Genomic DNA, 13,839 nt, shown 5'->3' on the forward strand with positions numbered 1-13,839 from the left:
ATTGTGGAGGCACATCCAGAACAACCTGTCCAAACTCCTGACGGAGAAGGTAAGTTCATTGTCTTGTTGATTGCCTCGCTGATTTCGTCGCTGATCATGCTCGACTCGAACATCGTGGCGGTGTCGCTGCCGGCGATCGCTCGATCGCTGCACGCGACATTCGCTGATATCGAATGGGTGGTGAGCGCTTACGTGCTCACCTTTGCCGCGCTGCTGCTTGCCGCTGGATCGTTTGCGGACAGGCATGGTCGCAAAAAGGCCACTCTAATCGGACTGGTGATCTTTACCACAGCATCGGGACTGTGCGCTTTGGCCACTACCGCGCTGCTGCTAAATCTGGCCAGGGCTCTCCAGGGGATCGGAAGTGCTCTGCTGCTGACAGCCTCTATCGCAGTCATCAATCAAGCGTTCTCTGGTGCTCGCCGCGCGAAGGCGTATGCCTTCTGGGGAGCTTGCCTGGGAATTGCCATCACCCTCGGGCCCATCGCCGGAGGTGTGATCACTGACGTGTTCGGCTGGCGCTCAGCGTTCCTGGTTAACTTGCCTGTCGGCATTGTGTTGTTCGTTTTCGCATCTCTTGTCATGTCGGAGTCGAGCGATCCCGATGCGATTCGACTCGATTTTGCTGGCATCATCACTTTCAGCGCAGGCCTGTTTTTGCTCGTCTGGGCACTCGTCGACGGTAACGTGCTCGGTTGGACTACCGCGGCGATCATCGCGCGACTGGTCGGGGCCGCGGTCTTGCTCACCGCCTTCGTTGTGATTGAATGTAGACAAGCGCGGCCGATGGTGGATTTCGCACTGTTCAGGAAACCGACATTTCTCGGCGCAGTTTTCGCGATGCTGGGTTATTCAGGGAGCGCGCAAGTCCTCATTTTCTTCCTCCCCTTGTTTCTGCAAAACGTCTACACGTTCTCGCCTACTGTCGCCGGACTGGGGATGCTGCCGTTTGCATTGCCCATGTTTCTCACCCCACGGCTCGGTGCTGGGTTATCGACGCAGTACTCGGGGCGCACCATACTGGCCATCGGTCTCGCCGCGACAATGCTTGGCAATTTGTTGCTTTATGCGTTTGCGGCAACTGGGGCTCCATATGCCGTCCTCGTGGTTGGCATGCTTGTGGCGGGCGCTGGAGCAGGACTTCTCAATAGCGAAACAGCCAAGGTGCTGCAGGGTGCCGTCTCTGTTCAGCGGGCCGGGATGGCATCGGGCATGTCTGCTACCACTAGATTCGTCGGGCTCCTGTTGGGAGTAGCCGCTTTCGGCGCCATACTGTCCCACGGCGTTGTACGTCCGTTCTTGGCCGCCTGCGCCGCCCTGGGTCTGCCGACCGGCATCGCAACAACTGCAGTGAAAAGGGTAGCGTCGGGCGACCTTGTCGGCGCTTTCCCCGGTGTATCCAATGCCCTGCAAGTCCCCATGCATGCCGCAGCCTCGGCAGCATTCTCGAGTGGCTTTGCCGCTGCCAGTCTTGTCGCTGCTGCCGTGGCCGCTACGACCGGCACACTCGCATTTTGTATGGTGCGCGCGGATGACACCGCACCCGATCACGCGATCGGTCGGCATCCGGTCTCGATAACGGAGTAGCCGTCTGCCGACAGATGCCCGAAGCGGGTTCCCCCATATGCACGGCGGCACACGGAGAGCCGTAGCGTTCAAAACGGCATCTTTCTCCCAACTTTCTAAAGTGGCAGCGTACTACCTTTCACAAAAAATTCCTCCCGACAGGTCCACCCGCGAATGAAAGTTTTACGGGCTGACTCGCTAACTTGAAGAAACACTCACCAGCAGGAAATGGAATGACGATATCAGTATCGGGGCTCAACGGTAGCAGACGCAGGATTCTAAAGGTTGCAGCCGGCGCGGCGATCGGACTCGCCACGCCAATTGCATTCCCCAAAACATCGAATGCCTCGTTTGATAAAAACGATTTTGATCTTGGTCGTATTAAGGTACTTGCATTCGATTTTCAGGGAAGCGTAGTCAATGCATTTGCTCCGATTAACGAGATGGGTTTGACTCTGAATTTTAGTAAAGGCCTTTCGCTAGACTGGGCAATCCTCACGAAGGCGTGGACAGACAACTTCATCGAAGGAATCGGCGCCCACAGGGAAAACTACGTACCGGTCGCCCAGATATATCGTGAAGCGCTTGATCTTCTTCTGGATCAGATGCAGCTTTCCGTATATTTTAGCAATGCAGAGCGTGCTGAGATGACCAATGTCTGGAATCGAATGGTGCCTTGGTCGGACACAGTGGAGGGCCTGTCGCGCCTTAAACGGAAATACGCATTGACAACGTTGTCAAACGCGTCAATGGCGTCGGTTTTCCAGATTGTCCATCGGCACGCGCTTCCATTCGACCAGGTTTTGACGGGCGAGCTCGTTCGTGCCTATAAGCCCGCGCCGCAGGTCTACGAACTTGTCACATCGCTGCTCGGATATAACGCCGAGGAAGTTCTCTACTGTGCAACTCACTTTGCTGACTTAAGCGGCGCAAAAAAACAGGGGTATCGGACCGCTTGGTGGCCAAGGCCCCTGGAGAACGGCCCAGGGCATACGATCGATACGGCGCCCAAGCCGTTCGTCGACCTGTACGTGAAAGACATCAATGACCTTGCCACACTAATGTGCACCTAATGATCGAGGCCTTCTGCGTCTGCCTTGGCGGGCGAACTGTAACCGTCTGGTCACGCTTGCGATTGCCCATATCTTTCGGATCCGGGATTGAAGCCTAGCCGCATATCGACCAACCGGCGCTACCTCTTCACATAGTCGTGTTCCCAGGGAGCACATTGTTCGTGCGCGAGATAGCCGTCGAGTTGCTAAACTTTCTCAGGACAACGCGATTGAGGCAGCGTCTCGCGTGATCTCTTGCTATCTTTAACCAGGCGATCAGGAACGAGTTTGACGCTGCGCTCGCCCCGTGATTCGTCACCTTGCTAGGCCCCGATCGACAGATATCCTCGAACCTTAATTGATTCGATCGAGGAATTCGGTGACATCGCTTACGAACCTGTCAGGATACTGATACTGCGGCCCGTGATTGGAATCTGGGTACACAATCAGTTCAGCGTTGGGTAGGTTTTCCTCGAGCGTGAACGAATTGATCGGGTAGTGAACAATATCGTGGTTGCCGTCCACGACGAGGACAGGTTGCGTGATATTCTTCAGGTAGTCGTTTGAGTCTGCATGTTGTGTACCCCAAGCTGCGAATGCAGCAACCTGCGCAGGAGCGACGCTATCGTTTGCGGCCGAGTCACGGTTCACTTGTCTCGCATTCAGGCGGTCGAGAAATTCTCGACCTGCGGCCTGGCTGGCGGGCGTTTGAGTAAAGAAGACGTCGAGGAGCAGATCATCCGGATTGGCGCGCTTTTTCTTAAGCATCGCTTCGAATTCCGGGGTGAGCGTTGCCATGCCGACTCCGCCGCGCGGGCCGCTGCCAACCAGTACGAGGCGGCGTACTAGATCGTGGCGTTCGATCGCCACATCCTGTGCAACTAGACTACCCAACGAAAACCCCAGAAGGTCGGCCTTTTTGATGTTAAGGGCGTCGAGTAGCGCAATTGCGGTGGCTGCCATACCTTCAACCGTCTTCGGCACCTCTCCTGCGGAACTGGCGACTCCCGCGTTGTCAAAAATCACGACCTCTCGTCCCCGTGCCAGCCCATCAATTACCGCCGGGTCCCAGTTGTCCATGTTTCCAACAAAATGCTGAAAGAAAACCAGTGGCACTCCGCTGGCCTTGCCGAAACGGCGGTAGGCCAGACGCACTCCGTTCACGTCGATATATAACGTCGGCGCTGTTTGGTGCGTATAGCTGCTCTCGCCGTTGAACGGGGCGGTAGCACTTGCGGCCATCGAGGGAAACGGCATGCTGACTGCGGTTGCAAACGCAGCGATTGCGACCGTTCGCATGAACGGCGTCAGGGTATCTCTAAACATTTTCTTTTTCCTGATCAGTCGGAGATCAATTTGGACTTAGATCGAGGGCTGCGGGGTGCCGCGCAAGCGGTAGCACTCGAACCGTCATGAACGGGAACAGCGGAAGCGACCAAAGAATCTCGTGAAGACGATCGTTATCGGACACATTGAAGATTGAGACGTTGCCGAACTTTCCCGCGATGCGCCAGAGATGCAGCCATTCGCCTGAGCGCTGATATTCGCCCGAGGCGATCCTCTCTCGCGCCTTCAGATCGTCCAGTCGAGCCGGATCGATTTCGTCGGGGATTTTGACGTCGATTTCGACAAAGTAGAGCATGTTAGTTACCTTGCGTTTAGGGTTCTATCGAGGCTGCATTTTCCTGGGCGCGGCAAGAAGCCTTGGTGCAGCCGAAAGCTCCGGTCGACGACCACGCGAATCGCCAGTCGTCAGTCGCCGATTTCCGAAGCCGCCTCCCGTTTGCTACTTGCTTTCGCGGGCAGCTTGCTCGATGACATCAGCTACTGCACGGGGCTGAGAAATGAAGACCGCGTGGCTGCCCTTGATATTTGTGACGTGGGCGTTTGCACGCTTGTACATCGAGCGCTCCAAGTCGGGATTGATGATCCGGTCTTCGGTGGCAACAATCGCGTAGCTTGGCTTAACTTTCCATGCGGGCGAGGTAATCGGCGTACCAAATGCTTTGGCAGCCACAGGCATTTGCGATAGCGTCATGAAGCTAGCGGTAGCCTTGGGTAAGTCGCCCGCGAAGTCGGCCGCGAAAACCTTCGGATCCAGGAACAGGAAGCCGTCGTCCGATTTAGTGATACCTGTCGATGCACCGGGTTTGCTCTGAAGCAATGCGCCTAGCGCTTCGCCCTCGTCCGGGGCAAAAGCTGCGACATAGACCAAACCGGCTACTTTCGGATCGTTGCCTGCTTCCGTGATCACACCTCCGCCATAGCTATGTCCGACGAGAATTCTTCGGTCCGTTCAGTCAGCAGGTCGGCGAGCTTCGTGAGCACCGCCACGCGTCGCTCGATAGGCCCTTGCGACCAGTCCGAATGAAACGCCGCGTCAGCGGTGGCGAGCGCAGACTCGACCTGCTTTTGAGTATGCTGTGGATATTCCTTCACCAGTTCTTCGGTAAACGGATTGATTGTGGAATAACCCATATTCTTGTCCTCAGTTGGAATTCACGAAAGCGCCGGTTAGGCGTCCGAGATTCGACAGATCAGTTGATCTAGCGATCGGAGTAACCGACAACGACTTCGCTGATCTGAATCAGGGGCTTGATGTCCGTATAGTTCGGGATGTCCGCAAGGATCTTTGAACCCTCTCGTCCCATTCCTGCCTGGAAACTCTCGATCGACTTGCTGAAGATGTGGCACATGCCGACATACGCCGGTGTGCTGTCGGGTTCGCCACCCGCGAGCCCCTTATCGACCGTGTAGTAGCTGCAGCTTTCGTCGAGCAACGCCTGAATTAACGGCATGTGCTTGTCTCGGTAGTACTCGTGGTCGAAGCGGGCGCCCGGCTCATACGGATACATGACGCTGACTTTTATCATGATGCATTCCAGATCAAGGTGATGCGAGGCCAGTGGAGAGCGTCATCACGGCGGATTGCATCCACCGCGATGACGATCAACTGACTAAAGCCTCATTTGAGGGCCAATCAAGCGACCGAAACCGGGCTTCCGCCGGTAATTGCTGCGAGCAAGACGATCGAGTATTCCGATGCGGATTGCTGGTTCTGACCCGTCACCAACTTGCCGTCACGGATGACATACGGGTCGTTGTTGCCCAGGCGCGAGTAGATCGAACCTGTCTCTTCGAGCACCGTTTGCGGATAGTGCGGAATGAGGAAATCCGGGCCGAACATCTTTTGCAGCGCCAGATCACCCTCGAGCGTGTAGCCTGTCGTGCGCTTGCCGCGGATACGGGCCGGGTTGTTGCCCAGCGCGATTGCGCCGTGGCAGATCGCGCCGACGACCTTGTTTTTCGCCCAGAAGTACTCGAGTGCCTTGGCGACGTCGTCGTTCGGGAACAGATCGAACGTAGCGCCACGGCCACCGGCGACGTGAACTGCGTCGTATTGGTTCAGATCGACGCTAGCCAGCTTCAGTGTGTTTTCGAACTTGGCAACGAGGTGCTTGTCCGACAGATAGCCCTTGCTCACGAGGTCTTCTGCTTCCAGCGAATCCTTGAAATGCGGGTCGCTGTAGGCATCGTAAACAACCTTGCCGCCCTTCGGGCTGGCGAAATCGACCTCTATGCCACGCTCGATAAGATGCCAGTAGGGGTGGGTGACTTCCGACAGCCAGAATGCCGTTTCGGATCCCGAAATAATAAATAATACTTTCATCGTATTACCTCATGTGTAAAGCAACGTCTCGACATCTGCCGCGGTAAGGCAACGAGGTCGAAGCTGCAGGGTTTTGAGCGGAGAGATTTTCGTGACGCACCGCTCGAATGCCATCACTAACCAATTGCCATGCAGCTAAAGATCTTGGGTAGGTTTTCCAGACTCTCCTTCCAAATCTCGTCTAACCGTGACTTTGACTCAGGCGTCAGCGGCGAGTCCGTAGCGGGAAGCGGGAACCGAATTCGACAATCTGGGGGACATAGCCTTGCGGGCAGCTTCATAGCTGTCCAGCAATGGGGTCATCGCACCCACGCCCGCGTTGTTCACGAGCATCGTGATATCTACGTCTGTCTTAAGCCTGTTCTCGACGCGAGCGAGATCATTTTTCTCGGTGAGATCGGCGACCAAGGTAGCGATCTCACGCCCGGTCTCAGCTTGCAATTTTTCCGCGAGCGACAACAACTTCCGCCGGTTCCGCGCGACGAGAATCAGGTCATACCCCCGTTTGGCCAGGCGATCGGCGTAGACCGCGCCGATACCGGTGGATGCGCCAGTGATCAGCGCCGTGCCCTTGTGTGCAGTGATGGTCATATCTCGCTTCCTGGGGAACGGCCGGTCGCCGCTCCGTCTTGAGCGAGAATATAAGCGTGCTATGCTGTATCTCAAATGTCGTATTTGCGACGTTTTAGGACGCCCCGGAGGCAGTCATGCAGCGCATCGGCTTTATCGTATTTTCTGGCTATCAGGTGATGGCGTTCGCCGCGCTTTCGGTGTTCGAGATTGCCAATCAGCAGGCCGGCAAACCGGTCTACGACGTACACATCCTCTCGGAAACCGGCGGTGATATCCGAACTTCGATCGGAATGAACATCGGAACGGAAGCCTTCGACGACACAATCTACGACACGCTTATCGTCGGAGGCAGCGGCGAGTTTGAACCGCCTACCGCAGGTTTGGTTGCCTTTGTCCGACAATCGTTTGGGCGCACTCGGAGGATTGCCTCAATCTGTAGCGGAGCCTTCGTTCTTGCCGAGGCGGGGCTACTGGACGGGCGCCGTGCCACGACCCATTGGATTTACGCGCGAGCCATGCAGGCTCAGTTCCCCGAGGTTAAAGTGGAGGAGGACCGGATTTTTATCAACGACGGCCCGGTGTGGACCTCGGCCGGTATGTCCGCAGGGATTGACCTGGCGTTAGTGCTGGTGGAGCAAGATTTAGGTGTCGAGCTTGCAAGAATCGTCGCGAAGAAACTGGTCGTCTATCATCGGCGCGCGGGTGGTCAGTCGCAGTTTTCAGCCTTGCTCGAACTCGAACCAAAATCCGATCGGATCCAGAATGCTATTGCATATGCCAAGAGCAACCTTCACGCGCCTTTGACGGTTCCGGAGCTAGCGGAGGCCGCTCGGCTCAGCCCCCGCCAATTCAGTCGCGCTTTTCACGCTGAGACTGGCCAATCGCCCGCAAAGGCTGTCGAGAATTTGCGTGTTGAGGCGGCTCGACTGATGATGGAAGAAGGTCGTCACCCGATCGACACGGTGGCGCAACTTACCGGCTTTGCCGACCGCGACCGTATGAGAAGAGCATTCTTGCGTGCCTTCGGACAACCGCCGCAGGTCATCAGACGCAACGCTCGCGCTGCGACATAAATGATTAAAGTTGCTTGTAGCGCTTCGAACCCCAACTTCCTCATGCTTTGGATCCGGTGCCACTCTTTGCATGGCCTCCATTTCGTATCCCGCTTCCTGCTTGCCAAAGCGGCTTGAACTGACGACGGACTTTGACTTTCGATGGATCGGCGACGCGCACAACCTTCATGGCTTCTCCGGTCCCGCCTTTCAGCGCAAGCAAGGCTGCCGGCGGGTTCTCCTTTGATCCTCAGATAGGGGCAGGGGTGCCATCGGCATTCCCAGCGCACGTCGGTCGGCGGGGAATGGGACCGCCGTTCCCCATTAGCGCTTACTTGGGCGTGGCCGGATATCTGGGTCGAGCCAGTGATGCGCCTCCAGGTAATACCGCCATGTGGCGTGGCATACGGCGCCTCACCGATATTCAACTGGGGTATGAACTCGCCCTGAATCGAAGTGGGTAATTGCAAGCCCACCGTAACGAAGCCGTTAGGGTTTTAAGTCTCTATCAGATTTAGAAATTGCCGCACGCGTGGGCTGCTCATTGCTCCGAAGAACTTTTCAGGGTTGGTGTTTTCAGCTACCACCCCACCATCCATGAAGACGATTCGGTCTGCGACATCTCTCGCGAATCGAACCTCGTGAGTCACTACTAGCATTGTCATGCCTTTTCCAGCGAGGTCGCGCATCACGCGAAGCACGTCCTCTCGCAACGAAGGGTCCAGCGCCGAAGTGGGCTCGTCGAAAAGAATAACCTCAGGCTCCATCGCCAGCGCACGAGCAATCGCCACGCGCTGCTTTTGTCCGCCCGACAGACGGCCTGGATATTCATCTGCTTTGGTCGCGAGACCTACCTGCTCCAGCAGTCGGATGCCCCGTGCCGCGGCTTCAGCTTTTTTCACGCCTTTAACGCTGACAGGTCCTTCCATGACGTTCTGCAAGACTGTCATGTGTGGATACAGGTTGAATGACTGAAACACCATCGCAGTTCGCTGGCGAATCTCGCGAATCTTTTTCTGCGTCTCGCGAGATGGCTTGTTAAGACCAGTACAGTTGACATCGATGTTGCAAACAGTGACTGTTCCGGCGTCGGGCTTCTCAAGAAAGTTCAAAGACCGGAGGAGCGTAGTTTTCCCGGAGCCCGATGGCCCCATGATGACGACGACTTCACCTTTCGATACTTCAAAGTCCACACCTTGAAGTACGAGGTTATCGCCAAAACGCTTCTGCAAGCCGCGAACTTCGACAGTCTTAGGGTTTTGGTTCATACATACCGCCTCGATACACGGCCTTCAAGAATCGTCTGGGCGACGGTCAGCAGTTGATTAATCAACCAGTAGATGAGCCCGACCATCAGAAACATCTCCATGTATCGGAAGGTGGACGCGCCAACCTGGTCTGCAACGCGGGTCAGTTCGACAACTGTGATAGTCGACGCAAGAGATGTATCTTTAATAAGCGCAATCATGCGACTGCCAACCGGTGGAATGGCGATGCGAAGCCCTTGAGGAAGGATGATTCGCGACATCGTTTTCCAATAGCCCATGCCTGTAGACATCGCGGCTTCCCACTGCCCCTTGTCCACTGCGTTAATTCCTGAGCGGAAGTTCTCACTGAGGTAGGCTGCGGAAAATAATGTCAGTGCCAGTAACGCCGCAGGTACCGGGTCCAGTGTGATGCCGTACCGCGGCAATCCGAAGTAGATAAGGAGGATTTGTACGAGCAGCGGTGTTCCGCGAAAAATTGATACGTACGCGAAAGCGATGCCTCGGAGGATGCGCATGTCCGAAATCCGACATAAGGCGACGAGTAGACCGAGCGTCGAGCCCAGCACAAAGGAAGTGAGCCCCAGGAAGATTGTCATCGATACTGCGCTCTTAAGTAGCGGTAACGAGCGCTCGAAAAGCTCCAGCATGGCTTACTCCTTCTGTTCCTTCGCCTTGGCGATAGTGCCGACCATGTCAAAGTCTGGTCCGACCCATTTCCTGGAAAGGGCTTCGAGCGTACCGTCAGCAGTCATATCCGCGATTGCCTTGTCGACGGCGGCGCGAAGCGCCGGTTGTCCCTTTGCCATTGCAGGCGCAGAAAGCTGATAGATGAGAGGCTCACCCACTTCCTTCACTGGGAGGTGATTGACGTTCGCATATTTCATCCCACCGAAATGAGAAATGATTACAGCATCGATACGGCCACTGCCGAGGTCGTTAAACACGAGACCACCGTTGTCATAGGCCCGGATGTCCGAGTCCTTGAGATGAGCCCGGGACCAAGATTCGTTGCTTGAGCCAGTCGTTACGCCGACACGCTTGCCCTTCAGGTCCGCCCGGCTATGGATGCTGCTATTTTCGGTTCGAACGAAGATTCGAAATTCTTCGACGCCATATGGGTCACCGAAATCAACTTGCTTTGCCCGCTCCGCTGTGGGCGTCAGGTCGTTCATTACAATGTCGTACTTGTCCGCCTTGAGTCCCTCGACGAAATTTTTGAACGAGTCGGCAATGAACACGACATTGGGAACTCCAATCCGCTTTCCGACCTCCTTTGCTACTGCAACGTCGTAACCCGCGGGTTGATTTTTGTCGTCCAGCAGGCTCCAGGGCGGACTGCTCTGCGTGTTTGCGACGCGCAGCATCTTGTTCGCTTTTGCCTGTGCGAGCAGGTCTGCCGCGAAGGCGCTGCCAGATGTAACGCTGGCGAGGCAGAGGACTGCTGTCGTTGCTACAAGCACATGTCGCACAATTGTGGTCAGTCTCATATTTTCCTCATTGTTGTCCTGAGTGATGCAGTTGAAGGTATTTAAGCCTGTTCAGAACGAGCACGGCCGAATGCCTCCAACGCAGCGTTCAGGTCAGCGAGTAACAGATCGGTATCTTCAAGCCCGATGGAGATTCGGATAACTGATCGGTCCGTCAATGGGAAGGGACGGTTTGCCTGCAAGGGTGCAGGGTAATATGCCGCAAGGCTGTGGACGCCGCCCCAGCTGGCGCCGATTGCAAAGTGCTTGAGTGAATCGAAAAAACCAGTGAAGGCGTCTTCCGGAGCATCCTTCAGAATGAGCGAGAAGAGACATCCGCTACTCGAAAAATCGCGCTTCCAGATGGAATGCCCCGCGTCAGAGGGAAGGGCCGGAAATAACACCTTTTCCACCTGCGGGTGTTTCTCCAGATACTCTGCGATGCGCAACGTCGAGGCGCTCTGCGCGAAGTAGCGGACCTTCAGCGTTTCGAGACCACGCATCACCAGAAAACAGTCGTCCGGGCTTGTTTGCTGACCAAGAATACTTTGCGTCTCCCGCAAAATAGCGTAATAGTCCGAGTCGTTCATGCTGATGCTGCCGAGCAGCAGGTCCGAATGACCACCAAAGAACTTGGTGGCAGCTTCGATGCTGAAGTCAACACCGTGCTCGAGCGGCTTGAATCCCAACGGGCTCGCCCATGTGTTGTCCATCATCGTCATCACGTTGTGACGCTTTGCTGCGGCCACGACTGCGGGGACATCCGGCATCTCCATCGTGACCGTGCCCGGCGACTCCATGCAAATCATTCGGGTGTTGGGTCGGATGAGCTTCTCGATTTCGGCTCCGATAGCCGGCGCATAAAGTTCGACCTCGACGTTGAAGTCTGCAAGCCATTTCTGTGCAAAGGTTTTCAATGCGCCATAACACGCGGCCGAAATGAGCAGATGGTCGCCGCCGCGCACGAAGCCCATGACAGTCGTCATCAGCGCAGACTGTCCAGACGGAGTGACCACGCAATGGGCGCCTCCCTCAAGCGCGGCGATTCGGCGCTCGAGTTCGCGTGCAGTCGGAGTGCCGGTAATGCCGTAACTGTAGCCGTCCGGTTGACGCTCCTTGCGTCGCGCAAAATCCGCAAGGGAGTCAAACACTACCGTGGAGGCCCGCATCACCGCGGGTGAAAGACTGCGGAACGGCTGAGTGGAACTTTTCATCATGTGCTCTGAAGGGTTGTCGGATAGTGAACCAATATTCGTCAGTTTACTTTTCGCTCAACCGCCGGCAACATCGGAAATAATTAGGTCAATAAGTTTATGTTATGAGCGTCAGAGATATTGAAATTTTCCGTGCCGTCATGAACGCGGGAAGTACGAGTAAAGCCTCCGGACTGTTGGGTGTCTCACAGCCCGCCGTCAGTCAGGCTATTCGGCGTCTCGAGGACATGGCGAACTTCAAGCTGTTCGAGCGCGTACGCAGTCGGCTGGTACCAACCCAGGAGGCCATCGCGTTGATGCGCGATGTAGACCGCTACTTTGTTGGCTACGAAGTAATCGAGCACCGAATCAGAAGTCTTCGCTCGTATGGGCTCGGCCGGATGGCAATTGCGACTTTCCCTGCGCTAGGAACGGGGTTCTTGCCACGGGTCATCGCCGCGTTCGATGCGTCGTCAAAAGGCATCCAGATTTCACTGCAGGTCATGAGCTCGCGACAGGTACACGAAAAGGTTTCTGCCGGAGAGGCTGATTTCGGTCTGATGTCAGACGAAATGTCGATGGCGGGACTAGAACACTCGCAGTTCGTTCGCATGCCCGGCGTTGCAGTCATGAACGCGTCGCATCCGCTGGCCGGCTCGTCTTCCATCCGCATGAAAGATATGATGGACCTGCCTTTTGTTGCACTTAACCCAGAGGACAGCACCCGACTCTGTCTGGATACTCAGCTCTCCGCTCGGGACATCCGACTCAAGCCGGTGGTTGAGACGCCTTATTCGCATACGGTCTGCGAACTGGCGCTGGCTGGCGTTGGGCTTGGCATTGCTCACCCTATCGTAGCTCTCGACTTCGTCGGGCGCGGGCTGGTCATCAAGCCTGTCGATGTTGAAGTGCTGTTCACTGGAGTGCTGGTGTTCCGCCCGGGGACACCGCTCGCTGAAAACGCCAAAAAATTCTTGCGCCAGATGCGTGTCCAGCTCGGATTGGACCAGGACGAACTCGTGCGCGCAATGAAAACCCGAGACACCGTCAAAGGTGCGAGCAAACAAAGTGTTCGCACCGGAAATCGGCCCGGCTGATTCCATCTGGACCGACAGAATCGGCTCTCCTGAGTCCCTGCCTATTCGTCACTTCCGGCCGTCCAGCCAACGGCCGCTTCTATAGTTGGGCACGCAGTTGTTCGCGGCCGCCCCATCGGCGTTTCAGGCTCGCTCATCCTTCCGCCGTCCTCCTATCCGCAGGGGGAGGGCGTGACGTAGCAAAGACGTCGTCAAATCGAAACCTATAACCCCGACTTATAGAGTTAATTTTGTCGGACGCTTACGTTTTCCTTTTGCACTTCTACTATCCATTCCGTCGCACCCCATCAACCCAAACGCCATCGACGGCGGAGCAGATATGTACACGACATCCCAGGCGCCCGTGCGGTCCACCGGACGCGCCGCTTATGACCGGGTTTCCATCGCTATCCACTGGCTCATTTTCGTCTGTGTGGTCGCGCTGTGCATCATCGGTTTCCTTTTCTACAAGCTCGACTTCAAGTCCGAGAGCTACAACAATTACTACTACTGGCACCGCTCGATTGGGGAAACGGTCTTCGTTGTCATGTTGTTTAGCGTGTTCTGGCGCTTTCGCCGTCCGTCGCCCCAGGCATTGCAAGATGTCCCTTGGCGCGCCCGTGCCGCGAAGCTGACCCAGCGTGCCCTCGTCACGCTACTCATCGTTGTCCCGGCGCTCAAGGTCTGGCGGGGCGCGTACGGAATCGGGTGGGAATTCTTCGGCCTGAAGATTCCCGCGCCGCTGCCCAAGAACGTCGCGATGGGCCACTTCCTTACTGACTGGCATTACTACACGGCGATTGCGCTGATTGCACTCAGCGTACTTCATTCGCTGGCTGCGCTTTACCACCACTATTTTCTGAAAGACGGGCTCATCAACCGGATGAAGCCTTTTTAAAAAACCTATATATAAAGGATACCGA

Annotated in this window: 15 protein-coding genes and 1 pseudogene; 5 read left to right on the forward strand and 11 right to left on the reverse strand. The window is 56.0% G+C overall.

The genetic code is table 11. From position 1 onward, the window contains the following. Nucleotides 1–3 precede the first annotated feature (3 nt). Together AC1ECK_RS15960 and AC1ECK_RS15965 are read left to right on the forward strand one after the other, a co-directional pair. A complete protein-coding gene (locus tag AC1ECK_RS15960; RefSeq protein ID WP_480320745.1) occupies nt 4–1,587 on the forward strand; it encodes an MFS transporter in 1,584 nt (527 codons plus the stop codon). A 212-nt stretch (nt 1,588–1,799) separates the two neighbouring features. Then, nucleotides 1,800–2,639 (forward strand): haloacid dehalogenase type II, encoded by an 840-nt coding sequence (locus AC1ECK_RS15965; RefSeq protein ID WP_480320746.1) that lies wholly within the window; start codon nt 1,800–1,802, stop codon nt 2,637–2,639. A 333-nt stretch (nt 2,640–2,972) separates the two neighbouring features. Here AC1ECK_RS15965 and AC1ECK_RS15970 read toward each other — a convergent pair whose 3' ends face one another. From AC1ECK_RS15970 to AC1ECK_RS16000, 7 genes and pseudogenes are all read right to left on the reverse strand, one after another. After that, a complete protein-coding gene (locus AC1ECK_RS15970; RefSeq protein WP_480320748.1) occupies nt 2,973–3,944 on the reverse strand; it encodes an alpha/beta fold hydrolase in 972 nt (323 codons plus the stop codon). A 25-nt stretch (nt 3,945–3,969) separates the two neighbouring features. Then, nucleotides 3,970–4,260 carry a muconolactone Delta-isomerase gene (locus AC1ECK_RS15975; RefSeq protein WP_480320750.1) on the reverse strand — a complete coding sequence of 97 codons (291 nt, stop codon included), beginning with the start codon at nt 4,258–4,260 and terminating at the stop codon, nt 3,970–3,972. Between the two features lie 144 nt (nt 4,261–4,404). Beyond that, nucleotides 4,405–4,872 (reverse strand): alpha/beta hydrolase, encoded by a 468-nt coding sequence (locus AC1ECK_RS15980; RefSeq protein WP_480320752.1) that lies wholly within the window; start codon nt 4,870–4,872, stop codon nt 4,405–4,407. Further along, nucleotides 4,869–5,096: an aldehyde dehydrogenase family protein gene (locus AC1ECK_RS15985; protein WP_480320754.1), complete on the reverse strand. Its 228-nt coding sequence runs from the start codon at nt 5,094–5,096 to the stop codon at nt 4,869–4,871. Before AC1ECK_RS15985 ends, AC1ECK_RS15980 begins: the two co-directional genes overlap by 4 nt. A 68-nt stretch (nt 5,097–5,164) precedes the next feature. After that, nucleotides 5,165–5,491 (reverse strand): EthD family reductase, encoded by a 327-nt coding sequence (locus tag AC1ECK_RS15990; RefSeq protein WP_480320756.1) that lies wholly within the window; start codon nt 5,489–5,491, stop codon nt 5,165–5,167. A 107-nt stretch (nt 5,492–5,598) separates the two neighbouring features. After that, nucleotides 5,599–6,288, reverse strand: a complete 690-nt coding sequence (locus tag AC1ECK_RS15995; protein WP_480320758.1) for a type 1 glutamine amidotransferase domain-containing protein — start codon at nt 6,286–6,288, stop codon at nt 5,599–5,601. A gap of 258 nt (nt 6,289–6,546) precedes the next feature. After that, a pseudogene (locus tag AC1ECK_RS16000) lies at nt 6,547–6,879 on the reverse strand (SDR family NAD(P)-dependent oxidoreductase); the annotation flags it as partial. Nucleotides 6,880–6,995: 116 nt separating this feature from the next. On the opposite strand from AC1ECK_RS16000, the gene AC1ECK_RS16005 reads away from it, so the two are divergent. Further along, nucleotides 6,996–7,934: a GlxA family transcriptional regulator gene (locus tag AC1ECK_RS16005; RefSeq protein ID WP_480320760.1), complete on the forward strand. Its 939-nt coding sequence runs from the start codon at nt 6,996–6,998 to the stop codon at nt 7,932–7,934. Nucleotides 7,935–8,410: 476 nt separating this feature from the next. Here the strand turns inward: AC1ECK_RS16005 and AC1ECK_RS16010 are convergent, their stop codons facing one another. From AC1ECK_RS16010 to metC, 4 genes are read right to left on the reverse strand one after another with little or no spacing between them, the layout of a single operon-like run. Beyond that, a complete protein-coding gene (locus AC1ECK_RS16010; RefSeq protein ID WP_480320763.1) occupies nt 8,411–9,181 on the reverse strand; it encodes an amino acid ABC transporter ATP-binding protein in 771 nt (256 codons plus the stop codon). Next, entirely contained in the window at nt 9,178–9,828 is a 651-nt protein-coding gene (locus tag AC1ECK_RS16015; protein ID WP_480320765.1) for an amino acid ABC transporter permease, read from the reverse strand. The genes AC1ECK_RS16010 and AC1ECK_RS16015 overlap by 4 nt, the downstream gene beginning before the upstream one ends. A gap of 3 nt (nt 9,829–9,831) precedes the next feature. Continuing rightward, nucleotides 9,832–10,668: an ABC transporter substrate-binding protein gene (locus AC1ECK_RS16020; protein ID WP_480320767.1), complete on the reverse strand. Its 837-nt coding sequence runs from the start codon at nt 10,666–10,668 to the stop codon at nt 9,832–9,834. A 41-nt stretch (nt 10,669–10,709) separates the two neighbouring features. Continuing rightward, nucleotides 10,710–11,864 carry a cystathionine beta-lyase gene (gene metC / locus AC1ECK_RS16025; protein ID WP_480320769.1) on the reverse strand — a complete coding sequence of 385 codons (1,155 nt, stop codon included), beginning with the start codon at nt 11,862–11,864 and terminating at the stop codon, nt 10,710–10,712. A 101-nt stretch (nt 11,865–11,965) separates the two neighbouring features. Here metC and AC1ECK_RS16030 point away from each other — a divergent pair, with 101 nt between their 5' ends. Then, on the forward strand, nt 11,966–12,937 hold the full coding sequence (locus tag AC1ECK_RS16030) for a LysR substrate-binding domain-containing protein (RefSeq protein ID WP_480320771.1): 972 nt from the start codon (nt 11,966–11,968) through the stop codon (nt 12,935–12,937). A 319-nt stretch (nt 12,938–13,256) separates the two neighbouring features. After that, nucleotides 13,257–13,814 (forward strand): cytochrome b, encoded by a 558-nt coding sequence (locus AC1ECK_RS16035; RefSeq protein ID WP_480320773.1) that lies wholly within the window; start codon nt 13,257–13,259, stop codon nt 13,812–13,814. Nucleotides 13,815–13,839: the final 25 nt, after the last annotated feature.

The sequence above is a fragment of the Paraburkholderia sp. SSBN10T genome (assembly GCF_056619545.1).

Bases quoted from the DNA above. Each gene is read 5' to 3' on its own strand.
- AC1ECK_RS15965 (WP_480320746.1), top strand. From the start codon at position 1,800: ATGACGATATCAGTATCGGGGCTCAACGGTAGCAGACGCAGGATTCTA.
- AC1ECK_RS15970 (WP_480320748.1), bottom strand. From the start codon at position 3,944: ATGTTTAGAGATACCCTGACGCCGTTCATGCGAACGGTCGCAATCGCT.
- AC1ECK_RS15975 (WP_480320750.1), bottom strand. From the start codon at position 4,260: ATGCTCTACTTTGTCGAAATCGACGTCAAAATCCCCGACGAAATCGAT.
- AC1ECK_RS15985 (WP_480320754.1), bottom strand. From the start codon at position 5,096: ATGGGTTATTCCACAATCAATCCGTTTACCGAAGAACTGGTGAAGGAA.
- AC1ECK_RS15990 (WP_480320756.1), bottom strand. From the start codon at position 5,491: ATGATAAAAGTCAGCGTCATGTATCCGTATGAGCCGGGCGCCCGCTTC.
- AC1ECK_RS15995 (WP_480320758.1), bottom strand. From the start codon at position 6,288: ATGAAAGTATTATTTATTATTTCGGGATCCGAAACGGCATTCTGGCTG.
- AC1ECK_RS16005 (WP_480320760.1), top strand. From the start codon at position 6,996: ATGCAGCGCATCGGCTTTATCGTATTTTCTGGCTATCAGGTGATGGCG.
- AC1ECK_RS16010 (WP_480320763.1), bottom strand. From the start codon at position 9,181: ATGAACCAAAACCCTAAGACTGTCGAAGTTCGCGGCTTGCAGAAGCGT.
- AC1ECK_RS16015 (WP_480320765.1), bottom strand. From the start codon at position 9,828: ATGCTGGAGCTTTTCGAGCGCTCGTTACCGCTACTTAAGAGCGCAGTA.
- AC1ECK_RS16020 (WP_480320767.1), bottom strand. From the start codon at position 10,668: ATGAGACTGACCACAATTGTGCGACATGTGCTTGTAGCAACGACAGCA.
- metC (WP_480320769.1), bottom strand. From the start codon at position 11,864: ATGATGAAAAGTTCCACTCAGCCGTTCCGCAGTCTTTCACCCGCGGTG.
- AC1ECK_RS16030 (WP_480320771.1), top strand. From the start codon at position 11,966: ATGAGCGTCAGAGATATTGAAATTTTCCGTGCCGTCATGAACGCGGGA.
- AC1ECK_RS16035 (WP_480320773.1), top strand. From the start codon at position 13,257: ATGTACACGACATCCCAGGCGCCCGTGCGGTCCACCGGACGCGCCGCT.